Genomic DNA, 19,412 nt, shown 5'->3' on the forward strand with positions numbered 1-19,412 from the left:
GATGTCACTTCTAAAACTGAAACTCGGAGATGCATTCCGAGCACGCACTCTGCCACGACGATTAAACGACCTTCGGCCTGCCGCCGCGGACGTCCGCGGAAGTATCGACTTTTCTCTCCAGTAAAATGAATAGCCTGGCTATTCGATCGTCGAATATCGAAAAATGCAGATTAAGGATCAGCGGGTTTGGCAACCCATTTGCATCGAATGTACCCGTAATGGCGCCGACTATCGTCGTTACCCTATAGTGCTCAAAAGTGTGTAGCACCTCGATTCGCAGATTGTCGGCGATCACTTCAGATGCGATCCACGCATCGATCGCTGCTCGCCCCCAGAAATTGCGAAGCTGATCATTGACGAGAGCATCGTCCCTGAATAACGTTCCCATGCCATCGGCGTCGGAGCGGTTGAACGCCGCCAGAAACGAGGCGATGACATGTGCGTTCTTTGGTGAGACTCTTCTTATTCGAACTTCAAGATCACACATGCCGCTTCCTTGTGGGAAAAAACGATCATAAATAGTGGTCTATTCCGAATGTTCTGTCAGCTAGATGTTGTTAGCAACTGTTAGCGATTGCGATATATCCAAAAGGATTGCGACGCTAACAAAGCAATTTCGACTATAAATCCCATCTGAACGAGTCCACCAGGCAATCGTGTTCTGATAAGCATCCTGGATGCAATTGAACAAATGCGCGACCTGCGCGCAGGCCCGCCTCGCGGTCTCCTGCGGATCAGTTCGACAGTCGGAGTCGGCAGAAAGGTCATCGCACCGCTGTTGACGAAGTTTCGACGCATGTATCCGGAGGTCTCGATCGATCTGATGCTCCACGATGGCACTGTCAACTTTACAAGCGACGGTGTCGACGTCGCTTTCCGAAACGGGTAAACCACATATCTTTATGGCTTTTGGAACCTGAAATGACCGATCCGTCCGCTACGCCACAAGGCATCGGAGAGCGCGCCGACGAAGTTTCCGTCGCGTTCATGATGCTGCTCGAACGATTGACGCCGGAGGCACGCGCGGCCTTCCTGCTGCGTGAAATCTTCGACGCTGATTACGATGAAGTCGCCCGCACGATCGGCAAGACCAAGGCCGCGTGCCGTCAACTGGTCAGTCGCGCAAGGGCACAACTGCGCGACACGCGTCCGCGTTACGCGGTTTCGCGCGAAACACACCTTCGCCTGCTGCAAATGTTCGTGCAAGCGCTCCATCGCGGCGATTTCCATGCGATCCGCGCCTTGCTTGCCGACGACGCGGTCCTGATCGCCGACGGCGGAGGCAAAGTGTCTTGTTTCCCGCACCCGTTGGCAGGCGGACGGCGCATCGCGCAACTCTTCTACGCGACGCATCTGCGTCATGGCAATGAACTCAGCGCCAGGCTCGTGATGCTCAACGACCAATGGGCAATGTTGTGTTATATCGAAGGCAAACTCAAATCGACACATACATTTGAAACGGACGGCGAACGTGTCGTGCGTATTCTTGTGCAACGCAATCCCGACAAGTTGGCGCGTATTGCCGCTGCATATGGCGGTGTGTGAGCGCTTCCGCTTTACGGCGCGGACGCCGCGAGTACATCAGATGCAAAGGGCGCGATCTGCCTGATACCTCCCGGGCAAATCGCGGCACCTTCAATTACCGGCTCAATGCCGGCAGCGCACTACTGCAACGTATAGCCGTTGTCCACGATCAAATCCTGACCATACAGGCCGCGAGATGCGGATGACAGCAAGAAGAGAACCGTGTCGGCAACCGCAGCGGGGTCGAGGAAGCAGCCAGAGAGCAAACGCTTATTGACCTGGCCGGCAACATCTGAAAGCTGATCCGCAGGCAATCCCAATGACGACCAGATGGCCGTCGCCGTCGGACCCGGCGAAACAAGATTGATTCTGATGCCTTGAGGCGCCAGTTCCACCGCCAGTGTCTTTGCGTGGGCCTTGAGAGCGCTTTTCGAGGCGATATAAGCCGCCAAACCGGGAAACGTGATCTGCGACAGAAACGTTCCAATGAAGACCACGGAAGCCGGCTTTGCCAATTGCTCCCGCACGGCCGACAGCGTGTTGAGTGCGCCCGCTCCGTTCACTGCCCACTGATGCTCGAAGGCAGAAGGCTCCATTCCGTTCGCCAACCGCGCAATGCCCGCGTTGGGCACCAGATAGTCGATTTGGCCAAGCTGCCGGGCAAGGTCGGACAGCGTTTGCAGGTCTTCGCTTTTGGTCACATCTCCTTTCATACACTTCAACTTCGTAGCGTACTGAGATCGCAAAGAATCCAGGTCGCCCATCGTGCGGCTCATCGCCAATACACGCGCACCGTTCTCCAGCAAACGACGCGTAGTCGCAAGGCCAATTCCGGAGCTTGCTCCCGTCACGACAGCTAGGCGATCTTCAAATTCCCTAAACATAGTTGTTTCCTTTTCATTGAGTTCATTCTCTCGTCTGTCGACCTTTATCTGGTCGTCGCGACGGGTTTGATATAACAAGGATCGGGCCAGATAAAAAAGGCTTGTTTTTCAGGGATTTGAAATCGTGTGATGTCGAAGTGACAAGAAGCGATATGACTACTTCAGTAGTCTTATCGACAAGGGAGAGAACCGGTTTTCGATAATTCAACCAAGCCATGGAGAAGCGAGATCGGAGAACTCACGCATTGCGGTGCGCGCAGCGTCTGAATGGAACTGCGCGCTCCCCGGCTTTCGTCAAGCCGCAGCGGCGTTGCTACCAAGCAATCGTTTGACGGCCTCCTCGGTTGTCCAAAGCGCGTTTGCGATATAGCGGAAGTTGACTAGCGCCGCGTGATAACCGTCGCCCTCCGGCAGCTTCGGACCAGCCACGGCATCGCGCACCACCGCGACTTCGAAGCCCTGTTCAAGCAGATCACGCAGATGCGACTCCACGCAGAGGTTCGCCGCCATGCCGGCGAGAATCACCTGGTCCACACGCTGCTTGCGCAATTGCAGTGTCAGGTCATTGGCTTGCGGACCGTACAGCTTGTGAGTCGAGCAGATAATCGTCTTACCGTCCTCGACATACGGCTTCAGTTCCGGGACGAAATCGGCGCCTGAGCCACGAAATCCATCCACTGTCAGGGAGCCCGGACGGTCGAACATGCCTATTGCGTGCTGAAACATCTCTGCCGGGCCTTGCACCTTCCAGGTGTGGTCGTGCGGATAGTAGTAATGCGGCGAAACGGCAACAGTGATGCCCGCCTGTTTTGCCGCCTGAAAAAGACGGATCAGGTTGGAAACGAGATTCTGCTCAGTCACGCTTTCCCCGACGACGGCCCAGCTGCGACCTTCGGGGCTCATGAAATCGATCTGCGGATCGATCACAACAAGCGCCGTGCGGGACAAGTCGAGTTTCAGTTCAGAACAGGGCAGAGCGGGATCGGCGGGATCAGCATAGTGGGAGGGTAGATTGCACATGTTAAATGGCTCTCGAATTGGGCCAGAAAGGCCCCAATGACACGACTGGATAGAACCGCGGCAGGTTCGCGCGGTGCGGTGCCCGGACCATCGAATGCTTCGTCGGGTTGGCGAAGCTGACTGGTGCGGTGGCGGCACGCGTGTGTCTGTTGAACACGCTGTAAGCCGCGACCGCACGTGGTCCATTCATTCCGCCTGCTACCGTAGAGCAGGCGAAGTCAACCCGTCAGCCAAAGGACGCCAGCGGGTTGCCTGCGGCCAAAGCTTCGGCGCGATTCGGCGCGGGCGGATAGATCCATTGCGTGTTGATCATCTGTTTGCGCGTCTTGCCTTCAGCGTGCGTCAGTTTGATCTGGCGGTCCCAACCTTCCGAGTAGATAGCGCCCCATTCGCCGAGGTCGACACACGTCGCATAGAACGGCTGTGTGTAAGCGAGAGTCGGAACGCCGATCAGATCGGCGGCCACGTTGTATCCACCGAACTTCCCCATCACCATCGCGTGCTGACAGGACATCAACGCATAGCGCCCATCATCGTCGCACTGGGCGCGCGCCACATCACCCGCCAGAAACACATCCGGTGCTTCCGCCACGCGAAGATCAGCTGCCACTTCAACGCGTCCGAGCGGATCCAGGCGCGATGACACTTGTGCCGCGAGTGTGCTGGCGCGCATGCCGCCTGCCCAGATCACGGTACTGGCTTCGATACGGACACCCGACGCGGTGCGAACGCCGTCCGCATCGACCGACACCACGCCGGAACCGAGCACGGCCTCGACACCGAGCGTCTTGAACGCTTCAGCAATGAAGGGACGTGGGTTGGCTCCAAGATCGGGACCGATCTCCTCCTGAGAGCCGATCACGACGACACGAACCGCCGCGTCTGCACCAAACAGGTCGCGCAACCGCTTGGGCAGTTCGGTTGCGACTTCGATACCCGTGAAGCCGCAACCGACGACGGCGACCGTGTTGCGCGCGGGCGTTTCCGGCAGCTTCGCCAGCTGGGCGAAGTGGTTGTCGAGCACGACGGCGTCCTCGATACGATCGACAGAGAATGCATATTCAGCCAGACCCGGAATCGGCGGCCTGTTCAGCTTGCTGCCACTCGTCAACAGCAGCCGGTCATACGCGAGCGAACGCTTCTCGCCATTCGCCGACGTGACACGCACGCTCTTGTCGCGAACGGAAATCTCTTCGACGCTACCTTCGACATACTTGACGCCGACAGCATCGAGCAGCGGCAGCAGCGGTGCAGCCATTCGCTGCGGCTCGCTTTCGTACATCCGCGGCCGAATCTGCAATTCCGGCTTCGGCGAGATCAAGGTAATTTCCACGTCGCTGCTCCGTACGCCAGCCCCATCGAGCACGCGCGCTGCGCCTAGTGCGCCCCACACTCCGGCAAAGCCGGCACCCACTATCAAAATCTTCTGCGACATGATATTGCTTTCCGTAAGAAAGTTGCGAAGCCGACGACAAGCAACCGCAAGCGCCGCAACTCCTGCGCTGCTTCGTCACGCAGAGATCTTTCGCGATCGCCGCACGGTGCCTGTCTCCGGGATGACATTGGCCGGTTCCACTTCATCGCGAGGCGTACCTCTCTCATCGAGAAGCTCGACTGTCGCGATCGCGCTGACCAGGAATTGATCCACTTTCATCAAACTGCCTGGTCCAGTGTGGAAATGGCTGAGCATGACTCGCGGACATCGCTTGTCCGGACACTGTCAAGGCAGATTCTAGAATTGCAGGTCGAGCGCCAGTAGCCCCGCAAATCAGCTCACCATGTTGCTTCGGCGGCAACAATCAAGGACGGGCGATATCGCTTTCCGCGGACCTTTGGGCCGGTGAATTCAACGGGCGACTATCCCCTTCGAACAATCCCTGTGGATGAAGGAAAACGCATGGTCGCGTTTTGTCCCGCGTGCGTTTCGCAGCCCGGCATGTGCCGGTTGGGCGCTTCATTGCCAGATCTGTCTCGCGCAGCCGCTCGGCCTTGCGGCGGCTTGCAATCAGAAGCGGGAATCGACAGCTGGAAGCGCGACAGCAGTTCGAGCAGGTACGCTTCGAACGCTTCGTCGGTGTTTGGCGGATCTCGTCGATCAGCAGCACGGGCGCGGGCCTTGTCGTAATGGCTTCGAGCAGCGGCCGCTTGAGCAGATAGCGCTCGGAGAAGACGTGCTGCTCCTTGTCGCGCATGGGCCGCGCATCCTGCTCGAAGAGCTTGATGGCGAGCAGTTGATGCGCGTACGACCTGAAAGACATCATCCGCTTTCAGCGGCGACGGACACTACACGACGATCGTCACGAAAGACGACCGTTATCTGTCGAACCTGTCGCTGGCGGATCTCCGTTGCGCTCGACAGCAGTCTCTTTTTGCGCGTGCGTCGCAGCCATATTGTCAGCCTGCCGCATGCGCTAGCGTTGCTAAAGGCTGATCAGAGCATGAACCTCGTGATGGGCGACGCGCAGCGCAGTGTGGTGCCCGTCAGCCGCACGCGCCCCCGCTACTGAAAGAGCGGTTTGGGGTCGCCTGACTCGCGACATGATCCAGCGGCCTCGGGATAGCACCCGGCCGCGTCGTGATTAGCGCAGAAATTTCCAGAACTGCCTTGTCAACGAGTTTCATGGCAAGGCAGCGATCCGGTAATGTCCGGCAAAAAGCCGGGCCGATTACACAGATTGTTCAGGTGCCGTTCACGATGTCCTTGAATGCTTTTCCAGCCGTAAACTTGACTGTTGTCGCCGCAGGAATCGTGATGGTCTCGCCCGTCGACGGATTGCGACCCGCGCGCTCGGCGCGGGCTCCCGTCGAAAACGACCCGAAGCCGATCAGTTGCACCGTATCGCCACGCGTCACCGCCGCGGTGACGGTTTCGAGGATGGCGTCGATAGCCGCGCCCGTGCTGGCCTTGCTTTCACCCGTAGCGGCCGCCACGGCATCGATCAAATCCTGTTTATTCATATGTGAGCCCCCTTTGACGTAACGTCCGCAAATCGCGGACCGGACATCACCCTACCTTATGCATACGGTAGAAATCAACCCATAGCGCTTGTGGAAATGGCGTCGCGGCCGATATCTTCAGGCGAGGCGCTCCCGCTGGCGCGTGCGCCGGGAGCTTGAACCGACAGATTTTCCGCCTCATGAACGACCGCGAATGGTGCCTCGCGATCTTCGGCAAGCGTCCCGGCACACTGCGGCACACGACGTTCGGTCACCGCGCTGATCAGCGGGGTTTTGCTGGGCGAGCGTGCAGCAGTTCGTGCCAAAGCGACATGTGCCACACGCAAAACTCGCGGCGACTGATAAATGACGGTCGTCATCTATTGAATACATTATGATCATCATTTATTATCGCCATGTGACGAACCCGCTACCGGGACTTCTCTTTTGCATCCGCTGGCCATGTGCGCCGGCGCAATCGCACTCATTCAGGAGACAAACATGCCACTTGTCCGCATCGATCTCGCGGAAGGCCAATCCGCCGAATATCGCAGCGCCGTCGCCGATGAAGTCTACAAGGCAATGACCACCACGATGAACGTGCCGGCCGACGACCGTTTCATGGTGGTCAACGAACACCGGCCCGGCGACTTCATCGCCGATCCGAGCTACCTCGGCATCCAGCGCTCGCCTCAGTGCATCATCGTGCAGCTCACATTGAATACGGGGCGAGATGTCGCGACCAAAAAGGCGTTTTACAAGGCGTTGAGCGAAGGTCTTCACGCGCGCGTCGGATTGCGGCGCGAGGACCTGTTCATCAGTCTCGTCGAAGTGCCCAAAGAGAACTGGTCATTCGGCAACGGCCAGGCGCAATACGCGCAATAAGCGAATGATCGACACGCGCGGGCCGCGCGGGCGGTTCGCGTTGCACACGACGGAGAGCACGGATGCCTCGCGTATCGAGGGAACAAACCGACAAGAACCGCCAGCTGATCGAGGCGGCTTCCGCGCGCCTGTTCAAGGAGCGCGGCTTGAACGGCGTGTCGGTGGCGGACATCATGGCAAGCGCAGGACTCACGCATGGCGGGTTCTACGGCCATTTCGAATCGAAGGACGAACTCGCGGCGGTGGCGTGCGAGCGAGCATTCAGCGAGTCCGATGTGCGCTGGAGGTCGCTGGCGAGGGAGGATGCCGATGAGCAGGCTTTCGTCGGCGCGCTCGCGAAGCACTACCTCAGTGCGAAGCAGCGCGACGAGCCCGGCAGCGGGTGCCCCGCAGTGGGCCTCGCCGCCGATGTGGGCCGCGAGGACACGGCCAAGCCGGTGCGCGGCGCGTACGCGCAAGGTATCAAGGCGATGCTCGGCAGACTGCTGTCGTTTGCTGGTCCGCGTCCGTCGAAGAAGACACGTCAGCGCGCCATCGCCCGTCTGTCGATCCTGGTGGGGGCGGTCACGCTCGCGCGCGCGGTGCGCGGCGATCCCCTCTCCGATGAAATACTCGTGGCTGTGCGCGACTATTTGCACGACGGTTTCTAGCTGCGCGCCAGAGCAAGAAACTCAGCGCGCGTTTCACCGCGGCGAGGCGTTAGTGCGGAGTGGCTCACTCAAGAACCGACACGTTAGCCGCCCGCGCAAGCTCCACAGCACGCTCGCGCGCAGCCTGTCTGGCCACGCGATCGACTTCGGAACCCAGCAGCGTCTTCTCGACAATGATCGATTCGACATCAGTGACGCCGACGAATCTCAACCACGCTTCCATGAATGGCCGCTGAAAATCGAACGAATGCGCGGGCGTCCCCGAGTCCATTGAATAGTCGAGGCCTCGGGCATAGATCACCACGGCCTGCTTGCCCTTCAGCAATCCCGAGGCCCCTCGCTCATCGAACGAGAAGAGGATGTTCCGTTGTGAAACGACGTCAATAAAATGCTTCAGCTTGTACGGAATGGAAAAATTCCACAGTGGCACGGAGAACAGCAGCGTATCCGCGTCGTGCAGCCGCTGTGCGGGGTGCTGGATGTGCGCCCATGCGTGCTGCTGGGCAACACTTAATGTCTCCCCGCTCAGGTCCGCATACTTCGCATCCAGCGCGTCGCCATTGAATTCAGGCAATTCGGTCGACCACAGGTCCAGCACGTCGACCCCGTGATCCGGATGGATTTGGCGATACGCGTCCAGATACGCACGCGCCACTTCAAGCGAGGCAGACCGCGTTTTGCGTGGCGACGATTCGATGTGCAGCAGAGTCGGCATGGGATTGCTCCAGACTGGATGAGTTCTGCAATCAGAACATATTTCAACGCGAAATATAAATGAAGTATCATGGCGCTATTCATTTGAGATCGCACTGAATTAGGTGAGCCTCATGTTCGATACCGTTCTGTTGCGATCTTTCGTGGCGGTTGTCCAGGAAGGCGGCTTCACACACGCGGCCGCCCGTCTCAATCTGACTCAGTCCGCGGTCAGTGCGCATTTGCGGCGTCTGGAAAAACAGATCGGCCGTGATCTGCTCGCACGCACCACACGCTCGGTGACACTCACGTCGGACGGCGAGTTGCTGTTGGGTTACGCGCGCGCCATCCTCGCGCTCAATCATGATGCGCAGGCACAACTGTCGCGCGGACCTAGCGAGGGTGCGATACGTGTCGGCTTATCCGAAGATCTTGCCAATGTCAGGCTGATGAACGTGATGCAGTCGTTCGCGGTCCGCTATCCGCGTGTGGCGTTCAGTGTCAAGGTTGGCATTCCGGCCGACCTGCTGCATGCGATGGATCAGGGCGAACTTGACGCGGTAATAGGTGGACGCTGCCAAGGCGCGCGCCCGGGACGAGTACTTTGGCGCGAACCGCTCGTGTGGGCAGGAGCCGAGTGGGCATCGCTCACCCCTGGGGCTCCTGTGCCGCTCGCGCTGTTGCCAGAACCGTGTCCGTATCGTGAGGCCGCGCTGACCGCACTCGCGCGAGCCAGCGTCGATTACCGGATCGCGTTCGTGTGCTCGAGTGGCGCAGGCCTGTGCGCCGCGGCGCAGGCCGGCTTTGCGGTGACGCCGATTGTGCAGACACAACTCGCGCATGGCTTGCGCGTGGTCGCGCCGGATGCCGGTCTGCCTGCGCTGCCCGACGTCGAGTTCACGATGTTCGCCGCCGAGGGTGCTTGGGCGCATATCGTGGACGAACTGGGCAGAGCGATCGTGCAGGCATTCGCGCACAAAGGCGCGACTGCGGACGGTCAGCTGGGTCATCCAGCGACGTCCGCGCTACGCGAGTGCAGAGAGTGGCTGAAACAGGGCGCCTAACGACAATTGCGCATATTGAAGACATCGGTCGGCTACTCACGCCGGTTCCCAGCTGTACAAACCACTGGAATCTGCTTGCACCGCTAACGACGCAACGCGAACGATTCCCGGCGACGACGCCCGCATCTTTGAGTTCAGTGGAGAGAACGGAAACTGGCGCGCGCCCTCTTAGGAGAACGCTTGCGGCGGCTCCGTTGCCGCATCGTGCCCTTCCCGCGACCAACCTCTGCTTGATTTTTCTTCCGCCCACGGCGCGCGCTCCTGCGTCATTCCTATGGCGAATCGGGGGATACGCAAAGGCTCAAAATTAACTGAAGAGAACTCAGTGTGACGCGTCGTACAATGGCTGGCCGGGATCGACACAGGAAGGCATTCGTATCTGGTGGTGCGGCTGGGCTTCAAACCCAGTAGGGGGCGTCAGCCGCTCCCTGGTCGGTTCGACTCCGGCTGCCTTCCGCCCAGCGGCGGCGTGGGATTTCAGAGAACCTGAATCTTCACGCGCCGGATTCGCACACCAGCGCTTCATGCAATTGCGAATCTGGCCTCAACCAGTGAACACCGCGCTGAAAACGCGTATAACCGATGCGATCGAAGAACTCCAGAATCTGGATCGCGCGCTTGCGTCCCAAACCCGTCGTGTCGCGAAACGCCGTCGCGACCAACGCGCCCCCATGATCGTTTGCGATATCCGCGATGAGCCTTGCAAGTTCATGCACCACCGCGCGGTGATAAAACAGATCGTGGACGACCTGATACACATCGCCTTGCCGCGCAAGCTTGCGCAACACCTGGCGCACCGCGTCTTCATGTGCGTCCGTCGTCTTCGCTAGCTCGCGGACCCACGGCGGATCGTAGCGGCCCTGCGCAAGCAGCGGCAGCAAAGCATCCGCGAGAACCTGCTCGTTGGTATCGAGCGATACCGAATGCGCGGGCAGATGCAGCCACGGTCCGTTTTTCGCGAGCGTGCCTTCGTCCACCATCGAATCGATCAACGCGCGCCACATCGCATCGGCCACGAGGGGCGCGGCGATGCGGCGCAAGCGCGCGGCATCGGGTCCAAGCTCGTCCGGCGAGCGCGCATGGTATTGGTCGAGTGACGCGAGCACCGTCGAGCGCAGACGCGCCCAGTGCGAACGCAGCACGATCATCGCATCGGCCGCGTCCTTGCCGTGCAACGCAATCTCGACGACATCGGCGGGCAGCGGCAATGCGTCGGCGGGCAGGCCCGTCAACTGCATCAGCATCGAACGCGCTACGCCGCGCGGCGCCTGTTCGAGCAGCGGCCCGATGCGCCTGTCATCGAGCCACGCCTGCATTGCATCGAGCCACGCGCGCCGCTCCGCCGTCCTTCGCTTGCGCGATGGACCGAACGGATCGAGCACGCGCCCGCCACCGACCGTGCGTGTCGCCTGCGCATTGCGCACGATGAAGCGGTCACCCGGCAGCGCGCAGACGGGCCCATCGAACACGAGTTGCACCCGCGCCGTGTGCCCCGCGGCCAGCGTGCCGGCATCGAGCAGGGCGACATGCGCGACGCGATGCAACGTGCCCAGATGCACGTGCAACGGCGCCCAATGTTGCAGCGTGATGCCCACATCGGCGAGCAGTGTCAGCTCGACGTCGAGCCGCTCGCCCGGTTTCGCGAGCCGTTCATCGACGATCCAGTCGCCGCGCGCAATCGCGTCCTTGTCGATACCCGCGAGGTTCAGCGCGCAGCGCTGTCCCGCGCGCCCCACATCGGTTGCGCGGTTTTGCGCATGAATGCCGCGCACGCGCACGGTTCGATGCGCGGGTTCGAGCATCAACGAATCGCCCGTCGCCGCGCGTCCTGCGAACACCGTGCCCGTCACGATCGTCCCCTGCCCCGCGAGCGTGAACACGCGGTCGATCGCAAGACGGAACAGTCCGTCGTCGCGCCGTGCTTGCCAGGCAACAGCCATGTCATGCAGATGACGCGACAGCGTGCGCACGCCCGCATCATCGGGCGCGGTTGCGTTCGTTTCGAACAAGGGCGCTTCGCGCAGCACCGTCGAAGCGAGCCATGCACGAATCTCTTCGCGCGCTTGAACGACGCGCGCGTGATCGACGCGATCGGTTTTCGTCAGCGCGATCGCGCCGCGCGTGACGCCGAGCAGTTGCAGGATCGCGAGATGCTCGCGCGTCTGCGGCATGATGCCGTCGTCGGCGGCGATCACGAGCAGCGCGTAGTCGATGCCGCACGCGCCCGCCGCCATCGTATGCACGAGCTTTTCGTGGCCCGGCACGTCGATCATGCCGAGCACGTCGCCGTTATCGAGCGGCGCGTACGCGTAGCCGAGTTCGATCGAAATGCCGCGTGCCTTCTCTTCTTTCAGGCGGTCGGTGTCGACGCCCGTCAGCGCGCGCACCAGCGTCGTCTTGCCGTGATCAATGTGGCCCGCCGTGCCGACGATCATATTCGCAGCTCCGCGCATTGCGCGGCGAATGCGGCTTCGTCGGCGGCTTCGAGGCAGCGCAGATCGAGACGCAGCGCATCGTCGGCAATGCGGCCGATGACGGGGCGCGGCAATGCGCGCAGCGCTGCTTCGAGCTTCATCAGCGCGCGGCCGCCGCGTTTGCCGGCCGCATTGCGCACGACGAGCCCGAAGCTCGGCAACTGATCGACAGGGAATGCGCCGCTGCCGATCTGGCTCGCCATCGGCTCGGCCGTCACGCTATACGCTTGCCCGAGTGCGCGTTCCAGCACGCCTTGCAGACGCAAAGCCTGAGCGTGCATTTCGGCGGCGGGACGCGTCAGGAGACGCAGCGTGGTCAAACGCTCGCGCAACAGTTCGGGCGCGCGATAAAGCTGCAGCACGGGTTCGAGCGCCGCAAGCGTGAGCTTGCCGACGCGCAGCGCGCGCTTCAACGGATGCTTCCTGATCTTGCGGATCAGCTCCGCGCGCCCGACGACCAAGCCCGCTTGCGGGCCGCCCAGCAGCTTGTCACCGCTGAACGTGACGAGATCCGCGCCCGCGCCGACGGTCTCTCGCACGGTCGGCTCGGTCGGCAACCCGTATTGCGCGAGATCGACGAGCGTGCCGCTGCCCAGATCGACGGCCATCGGCAGGCCGCGCATATGCGCGAGCCGCGCGACTTCGTCGACGGATACGCTTTTCGTGAAGCCCTCGATTGCATAGTTGCTGCAATGAACCTTCATCAGCAGCGCGGTGCGCGCGCCGATCGCTTCATCGTAATCCTTCAGATGCGTGCGGTTCGTCGTGCCGATTTCGCGCAGCTTCGCGCCCGCGCGCGACATGATGTCGGGAATCCTAAAAGCGCCGCCGATCTCGACCAGCTCCCCGCGCGACACCACCACTTCCTGCTTCGACGCCAACGCCGATAGCGTGAGCAACACCGCCGCCGCATTGTTGTTGACGACAGTCGCCGCCTCGGCGCCCGTCAGTTCGCAGATCAGTTCTTCGATCAGGTCGTCGCGATCGCCGCGTCCGCCTGTCGTGAGATCGAACTCGAGGTTGACGGGCCGCGTCAGCGCTTCGACCACGGCACGCACGGCTTCGTCGGGCAACAGCGCGCGGCCGAGATTCGTGTGCAGCACGGTCCCGGTGAGATTGAACACGGGGCGCAGATGGGCGCGTGCGCGGACCGCGAGCAGGCGGGCCGCATCGTCGACGAGCTTCGTTTCGAAGCTGAACGACGCGTCGAACACCGCGCCTGCCAACAATTCGCGTCTGAGCGCATCGGCTGCGGCGCGTATCGCGTCGACCACCTGCGTGTGTCCGTATGCGCCCATCAAAGGCTGCGCGGCCGGCGACGACAGCACGCGCTCCACAGCAGGCACGCGCGCGAGCTTCGCACGTGCCTTGTCATGCGGCTCACTGGGCGGCTCATCGCGCGGCTCGTCGCGCGACTCATTGCGCGGCTCATTGGGCGGCGCGTTCGCCGCATGGTTGGCTGACGCCTTGCGCGACACTTCGTTCACGGCTCGCGTCCCCCGTATCGACGTTCATTCGTCGGATGGCACTTCCGGCCACAACAGCGGATTAGGACTGCTGCGCCTGTAGCCTGCTTCGTTCATCAGCAGATCGAGCGTGAGACTCGCGAGATCGTCCGCGAGCGGCTCGAAGTCGTAGTCCTTCTCCTGATAGCCGATCTTGCGGTACGTGTGGCATTCGTCGCACGATTCGGCCTTCAGCGCGTCGCTGCCGCCGTCGATCCCGTGATAGGCGATGCCTTTCGTCGAATCGCAATTCGAGCACTTGACGCGCACCACATGGTATTCGGTCGCGCACAGTCCGCATTGCAGATAGCGATAACCCTGGAACTGCCCGCCGACGCGCACGATGCTCGCCACCGGCTGCGCGCCGCAGACGGGACACGCGCCGGGCGTGTCGAGATACGGCACATCGCGCTCGTGGATGCGGCTCGCGATGTCCGTCCACAGCACTTGCAGCGCGGCCATCACGAACGGCGCGCTCGCCGGCTCGACCTCGCTGAAGCGCAGCGACAAAACGGCATCGGCGAGCGCATCGAGTTCTTCCGCGCGTTTCAGGCGCAACCCGTCGATCACTCGCGCGAGCACGGGCGTTACGAGACCCGCCGCTTCGACGCGATCGAGCAAACTGTGCAGCACGTCGCGCCACTGTGGATCGCGTTGCGGCGTGGAGGCGGGCGCAATCGGCATCGAATGCTGCTGGGCAAGTGCAATGGATTCGGCGGAAGGCATCGCCGCGCTGACCTGCGCGAGCACCTGCTGCTGCGCATCGGCGAGTGACGCCATCAGGCGGATATAACCGCCGATCGGGCTCGTGCCCGCCAGTTGACGAAGCCGCGCCGCGCGCGTCGCGAACACTGACGCGCGTTCCGGCATGCGCAGCCGCGGAATGGCCGAATGATCGAGACTTTCGATCTGGCCGGGGTCCAGTATGCGTTGCACCAATTCAGGTTCCTGCCATTCAGGACGTGGATGGCGTCAACAGTAGCAGATATGCGGGAGCAGCGCGCGTCCCGGCCCCGCGCGCGCGGCCCGGCTTACTTGATGCTCTCGCGGAACCACTTCGGATGATGCTTGCGCGCCCAGCCAAGCGTCACCGAGCCGCGCACCATCGCGCCGATCGAGCCCTTCACCCACAGCGCCGCATAGATGTGCACGATGATGCTGCAGATCAGCACGAAGGCCGTGAAGGCGTGAATCAGGGCCGCGACGCGCACCACCCCGATCGGGAAATAGAACGCGAAGTACGCGCGCCAGATGACGATGCCGCTCAGCAGCAACAGCAACAGGCACAGCACCAGCACGAAAAACAGCAGCTTCTGTCCGGCGTTGTACCTGCCCACTTCGGGCAGCTTGTCTTCGCGGTTCGCGAGCACGTCGCGATACTGACGCAGCCATTGCCGGTCGTCGGCGTCCAGATAGTTGTGATGCCAGAAACGCAGCGCAAGAATCATGAACGACACGAACATCACGATGCCGATGAACGGATGCAGGATACGCGTCCATTGCCCGCCGCCGAATAGCGCACTGAGCCAGAACATCGCCGGATGAAACATCGCGAGGCCCGACAGCGCGAGCAGGACGAACGTGATCGCCGTGATCCAGTGATTCGTGCGCTCGTTCGGCGTGTAGCGCTCGATCAGATCCGGGTTCTCATGCCGATGATGTTTCATTTGACGGGCTCCTCGGGCTTGTGCTCACGCCGCTCGCGGATGTCGTGCGCGGCGTTGCGGGCGGCCTCTTCGTCTTCATCCGTGACCTCGTTCGGGCCGACGCGCGTGTAGTGGAAGAAGCCCGCCAGCGCCGTGATCGCCATCGCCGCGAGCGCGAGCGGCTTCGAGATGCCCTTCCATATCTGCACGAACGGGCTGATGTGCGGATCGTCGGGCAGGCCGTGATACAGCGACGGCTTGTCCGCGTGGTGCAGCACATACATCACATGCGTGCCGCCGACGCCCTGCGGATCGTAGAGCCCCGCCTTCTCGAAGCCGCGCTCCTTCAGGTCCGCGATGCGCTCTTCGGCGTGCGCGATCATGTCGGCCTTGGTGCCGAACACGATCGCGCCTGTCGGGCAGGTCTTCACGCAGGCCGGCTCCTGGCCGACGCCCACGCGGTCCGAGCAGAGCGTGCATTTATAGACGCGATGGTCCGCCTTCGACAGCCGCGGGATATTGAACGGGCAGCCCGCAATGCAATAGCCGCAGCCAATGCAGTTCTCCTCGTGGAAATCGACGATGCCGTTCGTGTACTGCACGATCGCGCCCGGCGCCGGACACGCCTTCAGGCAGCCCGGGTCTTCGCAATGCATGCAGCCGTCCTTGCGGATCAGCCATTCGAGGTCGCCTTTCGGGTTCTCGTATTCGGTGTAGCGCATCACCGTCCACGAATGCTCGGTGAGATCGCGCGGGTTATCGTAGATGCCCGTGCTGATGCCGACGTTGTCGCGCAGATCGTTCCACTCCATGCACGCCGTCTGGCACGCCTTGCAGCCGATGCACTTGGTCACGTCGATCAGTTTCGCGACCGTTTGCGTCGGCGGCTCTCGCACTGAAGGAGGCTGCACGGTCGTGGCGGAGAGGCGCTTGATATCGAGCGATTGAAATGCCATGACGCCTCCCTATGCCTTTTCGACCTTCACGAGGAACGACTTGAATTCCGGTGTCTGCGAATTCGCATCGGCCACGACGGGCGTCAACGTGTTGGTGATGAAGCCCGGCTTCGTGAGCCCCGTGAAGCCCCAGTGCAGCGGAATGCCGACGGTCTGCACCTTCTTCCCGTCGATCATCAGCGGCTTGATCCGTTTCGTCACGACGGCCACGGCGACGATGAACCCGCGATTGCTCGACACTTTCACGCGATCGCCCGCCACCACGCCGATCTGTTTCGCGAGGTCTTCGCCGATCTCGACGAACTGCTGCGGCTGGATGATCGCATTCAGGCGCGCATGCTTGGTCCAGAAGTGGAAGTGTTCCGTCAGACGATAGGTGGTCGCCGTATGCGGGAAATCCGGTGATTTGCCGAACGCCTTGCGATCATCCGGAAATACGCGCGCGGCCGGGTTGCTGGTCGCTTGCGGATTGTTCGGATGGAACGTGTTGTAGCCGAGCGGCGTCTCGAACGGCTCGTAGTGCTCGGGGAACGGACCTTCGTTCATCCCGTCGCGGGCGAAGAAACGCGCGACCCCCTCCGGGTTCATGATGAACGGGCCCATGCCGTTCTCAGGCGGCTCGTCGACCTTGAAATCGGGCACGTCGATGCCGCTCCAGCTCGCGCCATTCCACGCGATCAGCTTGCGCTTCGCGTCGAACGGCTTGCCGTTCAGATCGCACGATGCCCGGTTGTACAGCACCCGCCGGTTTGCGGGCCACGCCCATGCCCAGCCGAGCGTCTGGCCGATGCCCGTCGGATCACTGTTGTCGCGCCGGCCCATCTGGTTGCCCGCCTGGGTCCACGCACCGCAGAAGATCCAGCAGCCGCTCGCCGTCGTGCCGTCGTCCTTCAGTTGCGCGAAGCCTGCGAGCTGGTCGCCCTTCTTGACCAGCACCTTCGCTGGGTCCTTCGGATCGGGCAGATCCGCCAGCGCGCGGCCGCTGTATTCCATCGCGATCTCTTCGGGCGTCGGGCTGTCGGGATGCGCGTACGGCCAGCTCAGGTTCACGATCGGATCGGGATACTTGCCGCCTTGCTCCTTGTACGCCTTGCGCATGCGCAGGAAGATGCCCGACATGATCTCCAGGTCGCTGCGCGCTTCGCCCGGCCCTTCGGCGCCCTGCCAGTGCCACTGCAGCACGCGGCTCGAACTCACGAGCGAGCCGCGCTCTTCGGCGAAGCAGGTGGTCGGCAGGCGGAACACCTCGGTCTGGATTTTCGACGAATCGACATCGTTGTACTCGCCGTGGTTCTTCCAGAACTCGGAGGTTTCTGTCGCGAGCGGGTCCATGATGACGAGCCATTTCAGCTTCGCGAGGCTCACGGCTGTCTTGCCCTTGTTCGGCGCCGCTGCGAGCGGATTGAAGCCCTGGCAGATATAGCCGTTCATCTTGCCTTGATTCATCAGCTCGATGGCCTGCAGCAGGTCGTACGGCTTGTCGAGCTTCGGCAGATAGTCGTAGCCCCAGTTGTTGTCGGCTTTCGCCGCATCGCCCCACCACGACTTCATCATGCTGACGTAGAACGCGCGGTAGTTCTTCCAGTAGCTCAGCTGGTTCGGCCGCAGCGGCTGGGCGGCGCGCTTCTGGATGTAGCCCTCGTAGTCCTGCTCGGGCTCGTTCGGCAGCGTCATGTAGCCCGTCAGCAGATTCGACATGAGGCCCAGGTCCGTCAGTCCCTGGATGTTCGAATGGCCGCGCAACGCGTTCATCCCGCCGCCCGCGATGCCTATATTGCCGAGCAGCAGTTGCACCATCGCGCCCGTGCGGATCATCTGCGCGCCGATCGAATGATGCGTCCAGCCGAGCGCGTACAGGATGGTGCCCGCGCGATCGGGCGTCGCCGTCGTTGCGAGCGTCTCGCAGACGTGCAGGAACTTGTCCTTCGGCGTGCCGCAGGTCTTTTCGACCATTTCCGGCGTATAGCGCGAATAATGCTGCTTGAGCAGGTTGTACACGCAGCGCGGATTCTGCAGCGACATGTCGACCTTCACGAAGCCGTCGTCGCCGCGCTCGTAGTCCCACGTCGACTTGTCCGTGTACTTACGCGCCTTCGCGTCATACCCGGAATAGATGCCGTCGTTGAACGCAAAGTCTTCACGGACGATGAACGGGAAGTCCGTGTAGTTCTTCACGTAGTCGTGCTGGATCTTGTCGTTCGTCAGCAGATAGTTGATCACGCCGCCGAGAAACGCGATGTCCGTTCCCGTGCGGATCGGCGCGTAGAAATCCGCGACGGACGCCGTGCGCGTGAAGCGCGGATCGACGACCATCAGCTTCGCCTTGTTATGCGCCTTCGCCTCCGTCACCCATTTGAAACCGCACGGGTGCGCCTCGGCCGCATTGCCGCCCATCACGAGAATCACGTCCGCGTTCTTGATGTCGACCCAATGGTTCGTCATCGCTCCACGGCCAAACGTCGGGGCAAGACCTGCCACCGTCGGGCCATGTCAGACACGAGCCTGGTTGTCGAACGCGAGCATCCCCATGCTGCGCACGGTCTTGTGCGTCAGATAGCCGACCTCGTTGCTGCCCGCCGACGCCGCAAGCATGCCCGTGGTCAGCCAGCGGTTGACCTTCTTGCCGTCGGGCGTGCTCTCGACGAAATTCGCGTCGCGGTCTTCCTTCATCAGCTTCGCGATGCGGTCGAGCGCGTCATTCCACGAAATGCGTTCCCAGTGATCTGAACCGGCAGCGCGATACTCGGGATATTTCAGGCGGCTCGGACTATGGATGAAGTCGATCAGGCTCGCACCCTTCGGGCACAACGTACCGCGATTGACCGGGTGATCGGGGTCGCCTTCAATGTGAATGATGCTGGAAGTCGCGTTCTTCGCACCGTCGCCCAAGCCGTACATCAGGATGCCGCAGCCGACGGAGCAATAGGGACACGTGTTGCGCGTTTCGGTAGTACGAGCCAGTTTGTACTGTCGGACCTCGGCGAGCGCGGGTTCCGGCGAGAAGCCCATCAGGGCCAGGCTCGATCCGGCCAGCGTGCTCGCCGTCACCTTCAGGAACTGACGGCGGGACATTTGCAACATGATCGCCTCTCGTTCTATTTGTGGGGAAGTGAGAAAAAGTATAAGTCGTTTCTCGCCGTTCGTAAGCAGAACAGAGCACCAGCTCCGCACGCC

19 protein-coding genes, 1 tRNA gene and 1 pseudogene are annotated in these 19,412 nt (G+C 61.6%); 7 read left to right on the forward strand and 14 right to left on the reverse strand.

Annotated features, from left to right (window positions below; genetic code table 11):
• Nucleotides 1–61 precede the first annotated feature (61 nt).
• Nucleotides 62–487, reverse strand: coding sequence for a nuclear transport factor 2 family protein (locus J8I87_RS08255; RefSeq protein WP_209930953.1), 426 nt, complete (start codon nt 485–487; stop codon nt 62–64).
• Between the two features lie 204 nt (nt 488–691).
• Here J8I87_RS08255 and J8I87_RS08260 point away from each other — a divergent pair, with 204 nt between their 5' ends.
• On the forward strand, nt 692–889 hold the full coding sequence (locus J8I87_RS08260) for a LysR substrate-binding domain-containing protein (RefSeq protein WP_209930954.1): 198 nt from the start codon (nt 692–694) through the stop codon (nt 887–889).
• Nucleotides 890–903: 14 nt separating this feature from the next.
• Nucleotides 904–1,545: pseudogene (locus J8I87_RS08265) on the forward strand (sigma factor-like helix-turn-helix DNA-binding protein); the annotation flags it as partial.
• 119 nt (nt 1,546–1,664) lie between these two features.
• Here J8I87_RS08265 and J8I87_RS08270 read toward each other — a convergent pair.
• The 4 genes from J8I87_RS08270 to J8I87_RS44555 all read right to left on the reverse strand — a co-directional run bounded on the left by J8I87_RS08270 (nt 1,665) and on the right by J8I87_RS44555 (nt 5,620).
• Nucleotides 1,665–2,486 (reverse strand): SDR family NAD(P)-dependent oxidoreductase, encoded by an 822-nt coding sequence (locus J8I87_RS08270; RefSeq protein ID WP_245253786.1) that lies wholly within the window; start codon nt 2,484–2,486, stop codon nt 1,665–1,667.
• A gap of 216 nt (nt 2,487–2,702) precedes the next feature.
• Nucleotides 2,703–3,428: a cysteine hydrolase gene (locus J8I87_RS08275; RefSeq protein ID WP_209931036.1), complete on the reverse strand. Its 726-nt coding sequence runs from the start codon at nt 3,426–3,428 to the stop codon at nt 2,703–2,705.
• A gap of 226 nt (nt 3,429–3,654) precedes the next feature.
• Nucleotides 3,655–4,863 (reverse strand): NAD(P)/FAD-dependent oxidoreductase, encoded by a 1,209-nt coding sequence (locus tag J8I87_RS08280; protein WP_209930956.1) that lies wholly within the window; start codon nt 4,861–4,863, stop codon nt 3,655–3,657.
• A gap of 364 nt (nt 4,864–5,227) precedes the next feature.
• Entirely contained in the window at nt 5,228–5,620 is a 393-nt protein-coding gene (locus J8I87_RS44555; protein ID WP_245253787.1) for a hypothetical protein, read from the reverse strand.
• Between J8I87_RS44555 and J8I87_RS08290 the strand changes: the two genes are divergently transcribed.
• Nucleotides 5,600–5,935: a hypothetical protein gene (locus J8I87_RS08290; RefSeq protein WP_280923062.1), complete on the forward strand. Its 336-nt coding sequence runs from the start codon at nt 5,600–5,602 to the stop codon at nt 5,933–5,935. The two genes, J8I87_RS44555 and J8I87_RS08290, sit on opposite strands and share 21 nt — an antisense overlap.
• A 172-nt stretch (nt 5,936–6,107) precedes the next feature.
• Here J8I87_RS08290 and J8I87_RS08295 read toward each other — a convergent pair whose 3' ends face one another.
• Together J8I87_RS08295 and J8I87_RS08300 are read right to left on the reverse strand one after the other, a co-directional pair.
• Complete coding sequence (locus tag J8I87_RS08295) at nt 6,108–6,386, reverse strand: HU family DNA-binding protein (RefSeq protein ID WP_209930957.1); 279 nt, start codon at nt 6,384–6,386, stop codon at nt 6,108–6,110.
• Between the two features lie 74 nt (nt 6,387–6,460).
• A complete protein-coding gene (locus J8I87_RS08300) occupies nt 6,461–6,745 on the reverse strand; it encodes a hypothetical protein (RefSeq protein WP_209930958.1) in 285 nt (94 codons plus the stop codon).
• A gap of 121 nt (nt 6,746–6,866) precedes the next feature.
• Between J8I87_RS08300 and J8I87_RS08305 the strand changes: the two genes are divergently transcribed.
• Together J8I87_RS08305 and J8I87_RS08310 are read left to right on the forward strand one after the other, a co-directional pair.
• Nucleotides 6,867–7,250, forward strand: coding sequence for a tautomerase family protein (locus J8I87_RS08305; protein ID WP_209930959.1), 384 nt, complete (start codon nt 6,867–6,869; stop codon nt 7,248–7,250).
• Nucleotides 7,251–7,312: 62 nt separating this feature from the next.
• Nucleotides 7,313–7,900 carry a TetR/AcrR family transcriptional regulator gene (locus tag J8I87_RS08310; RefSeq protein ID WP_209930960.1) on the forward strand — a complete coding sequence of 196 codons (588 nt, stop codon included), beginning with the start codon at nt 7,313–7,315 and terminating at the stop codon, nt 7,898–7,900.
• A 64-nt stretch (nt 7,901–7,964) separates the two neighbouring features.
• On the opposite strand, the gene J8I87_RS08315 is transcribed toward J8I87_RS08310, so the two are convergent.
• Entirely contained in the window at nt 7,965–8,615 is a 651-nt protein-coding gene (locus J8I87_RS08315) for an FMN-dependent NADH-azoreductase (protein ID WP_209930961.1), read from the reverse strand.
• A gap of 112 nt (nt 8,616–8,727) precedes the next feature.
• On the opposite strand from J8I87_RS08315, the gene J8I87_RS08320 reads away from it, so the two are divergent.
• Entirely contained in the window at nt 8,728–9,657 is a 930-nt protein-coding gene (locus tag J8I87_RS08320; RefSeq protein WP_209930962.1) for a LysR substrate-binding domain-containing protein, read from the forward strand.
• Between the two features lie 364 nt (nt 9,658–10,021).
• Nucleotides 10,022–10,114 (forward strand) — tRNA-Sec (locus J8I87_RS08325).
• Between the two features lie 37 nt (nt 10,115–10,151).
• On the opposite strand, the gene selB is transcribed toward J8I87_RS08325, so the two are convergent.
• The 6 genes from selB to fdnG form a co-directional block, all read right to left on the reverse strand.
• A complete protein-coding gene (gene selB, locus J8I87_RS08330) occupies nt 10,152–12,092 on the reverse strand; it encodes a selenocysteine-specific translation elongation factor (protein WP_209930963.1) in 1,941 nt (646 codons plus the stop codon).
• Nucleotides 12,089–13,477 carry an L-seryl-tRNA(Sec) selenium transferase gene (gene selA, locus J8I87_RS08335; protein WP_313064302.1) on the reverse strand — a complete coding sequence of 463 codons (1,389 nt, stop codon included), beginning with the start codon at nt 13,475–13,477 and terminating at the stop codon, nt 12,089–12,091. Before selA ends, selB begins: the two co-directional genes overlap by 4 nt.
• A gap of 165 nt (nt 13,478–13,642) precedes the next feature.
• On the reverse strand, nt 13,643–14,575 hold the full coding sequence (gene fdhE, locus J8I87_RS08340; protein WP_209930964.1) for a formate dehydrogenase accessory protein FdhE: 933 nt from the start codon (nt 14,573–14,575) through the stop codon (nt 13,643–13,645).
• 92 nt (nt 14,576–14,667) lie between these two features.
• Nucleotides 14,668–15,303 (reverse strand): formate dehydrogenase subunit gamma, encoded by a 636-nt coding sequence (locus J8I87_RS08345; protein ID WP_209930965.1) that lies wholly within the window; start codon nt 15,301–15,303, stop codon nt 14,668–14,670.
• On the reverse strand, nt 15,300–16,238 hold the full coding sequence (gene fdxH, locus J8I87_RS08350) for a formate dehydrogenase subunit beta (RefSeq protein ID WP_209930966.1): 939 nt from the start codon (nt 16,236–16,238) through the stop codon (nt 15,300–15,302). Before fdxH ends, J8I87_RS08345 begins: the two co-directional genes overlap by 4 nt.
• 9 nt (nt 16,239–16,247) lie before the next feature.
• Entirely contained in the window at nt 16,248–19,319 is a 3,072-nt protein-coding gene (gene fdnG / locus J8I87_RS08355) for a formate dehydrogenase-N subunit alpha (protein WP_209930967.1), read from the reverse strand.
• Between the last annotated feature and the right edge of the window lie 93 nt (nt 19,320–19,412).

This window comes from Paraburkholderia sp. LEh10, from assembly GCF_017814945.1.
GTDB lineage: Bacteria > Pseudomonadota > Gammaproteobacteria > Burkholderiales > Burkholderiaceae > Paraburkholderia.

Bases quoted from the DNA above. Each gene is read 5' to 3' on its own strand.
- J8I87_RS08280 (WP_209930956.1), bottom strand. From the start codon at position 4,863: ATGTCGCAGAAGATTTTGATAGTGGGTGCCGGCTTTGCCGGAGTGTGG.
- J8I87_RS08320 (WP_209930962.1), top strand. From the start codon at position 8,728: ATGTTCGATACCGTTCTGTTGCGATCTTTCGTGGCGGTTGTCCAGGAA.
- J8I87_RS08300 (WP_209930958.1), bottom strand. From the start codon at position 6,745: ATGACGACCGTCATTTATCAGTCGCCGCGAGTTTTGCGTGTGGCACAT.
- fdxH (WP_209930966.1), bottom strand. From the start codon at position 16,238: ATGGCATTTCAATCGCTCGATATCAAGCGCCTCTCCGCCACGACCGTG.
- J8I87_RS08255 (WP_209930953.1), bottom strand. From the start codon at position 487: ATGTGTGATCTTGAAGTTCGAATAAGAAGAGTCTCACCAAAGAACGCA.
- J8I87_RS08295 (WP_209930957.1), bottom strand. From the start codon at position 6,386: ATGAATAAACAGGATTTGATCGATGCCGTGGCGGCCGCTACGGGTGAA.
- selB (WP_209930963.1), bottom strand. From the start codon at position 12,092: ATGATCGTCGGCACGGCGGGCCACATTGATCACGGCAAGACGACGCTG.
- J8I87_RS08345 (WP_209930965.1), bottom strand. From the start codon at position 15,303: ATGAAACATCATCGGCATGAGAACCCGGATCTGATCGAGCGCTACACG.
- J8I87_RS08260 (WP_209930954.1), top strand. From the start codon at position 692: ATGCGCGACCTGCGCGCAGGCCCGCCTCGCGGTCTCCTGCGGATCAGT.
- J8I87_RS08275 (WP_209931036.1), bottom strand. From the start codon at position 3,428: ATGTGCAATCTACCCTCCCACTATGCTGATCCCGCCGATCCCGCTCTG.
- J8I87_RS44555 (WP_245253787.1), bottom strand. From the start codon at position 5,620: ATGCGCGACAAGGAGCAGCACGTCTTCTCCGAGCGCTATCTGCTCAAG.
- J8I87_RS08315 (WP_209930961.1), bottom strand. From the start codon at position 8,615: ATGCCGACTCTGCTGCACATCGAATCGTCGCCACGCAAAACGCGGTCT.
- J8I87_RS08310 (WP_209930960.1), top strand. From the start codon at position 7,313: ATGCCTCGCGTATCGAGGGAACAAACCGACAAGAACCGCCAGCTGATC.
- J8I87_RS08305 (WP_209930959.1), top strand. From the start codon at position 6,867: ATGCCACTTGTCCGCATCGATCTCGCGGAAGGCCAATCCGCCGAATAT.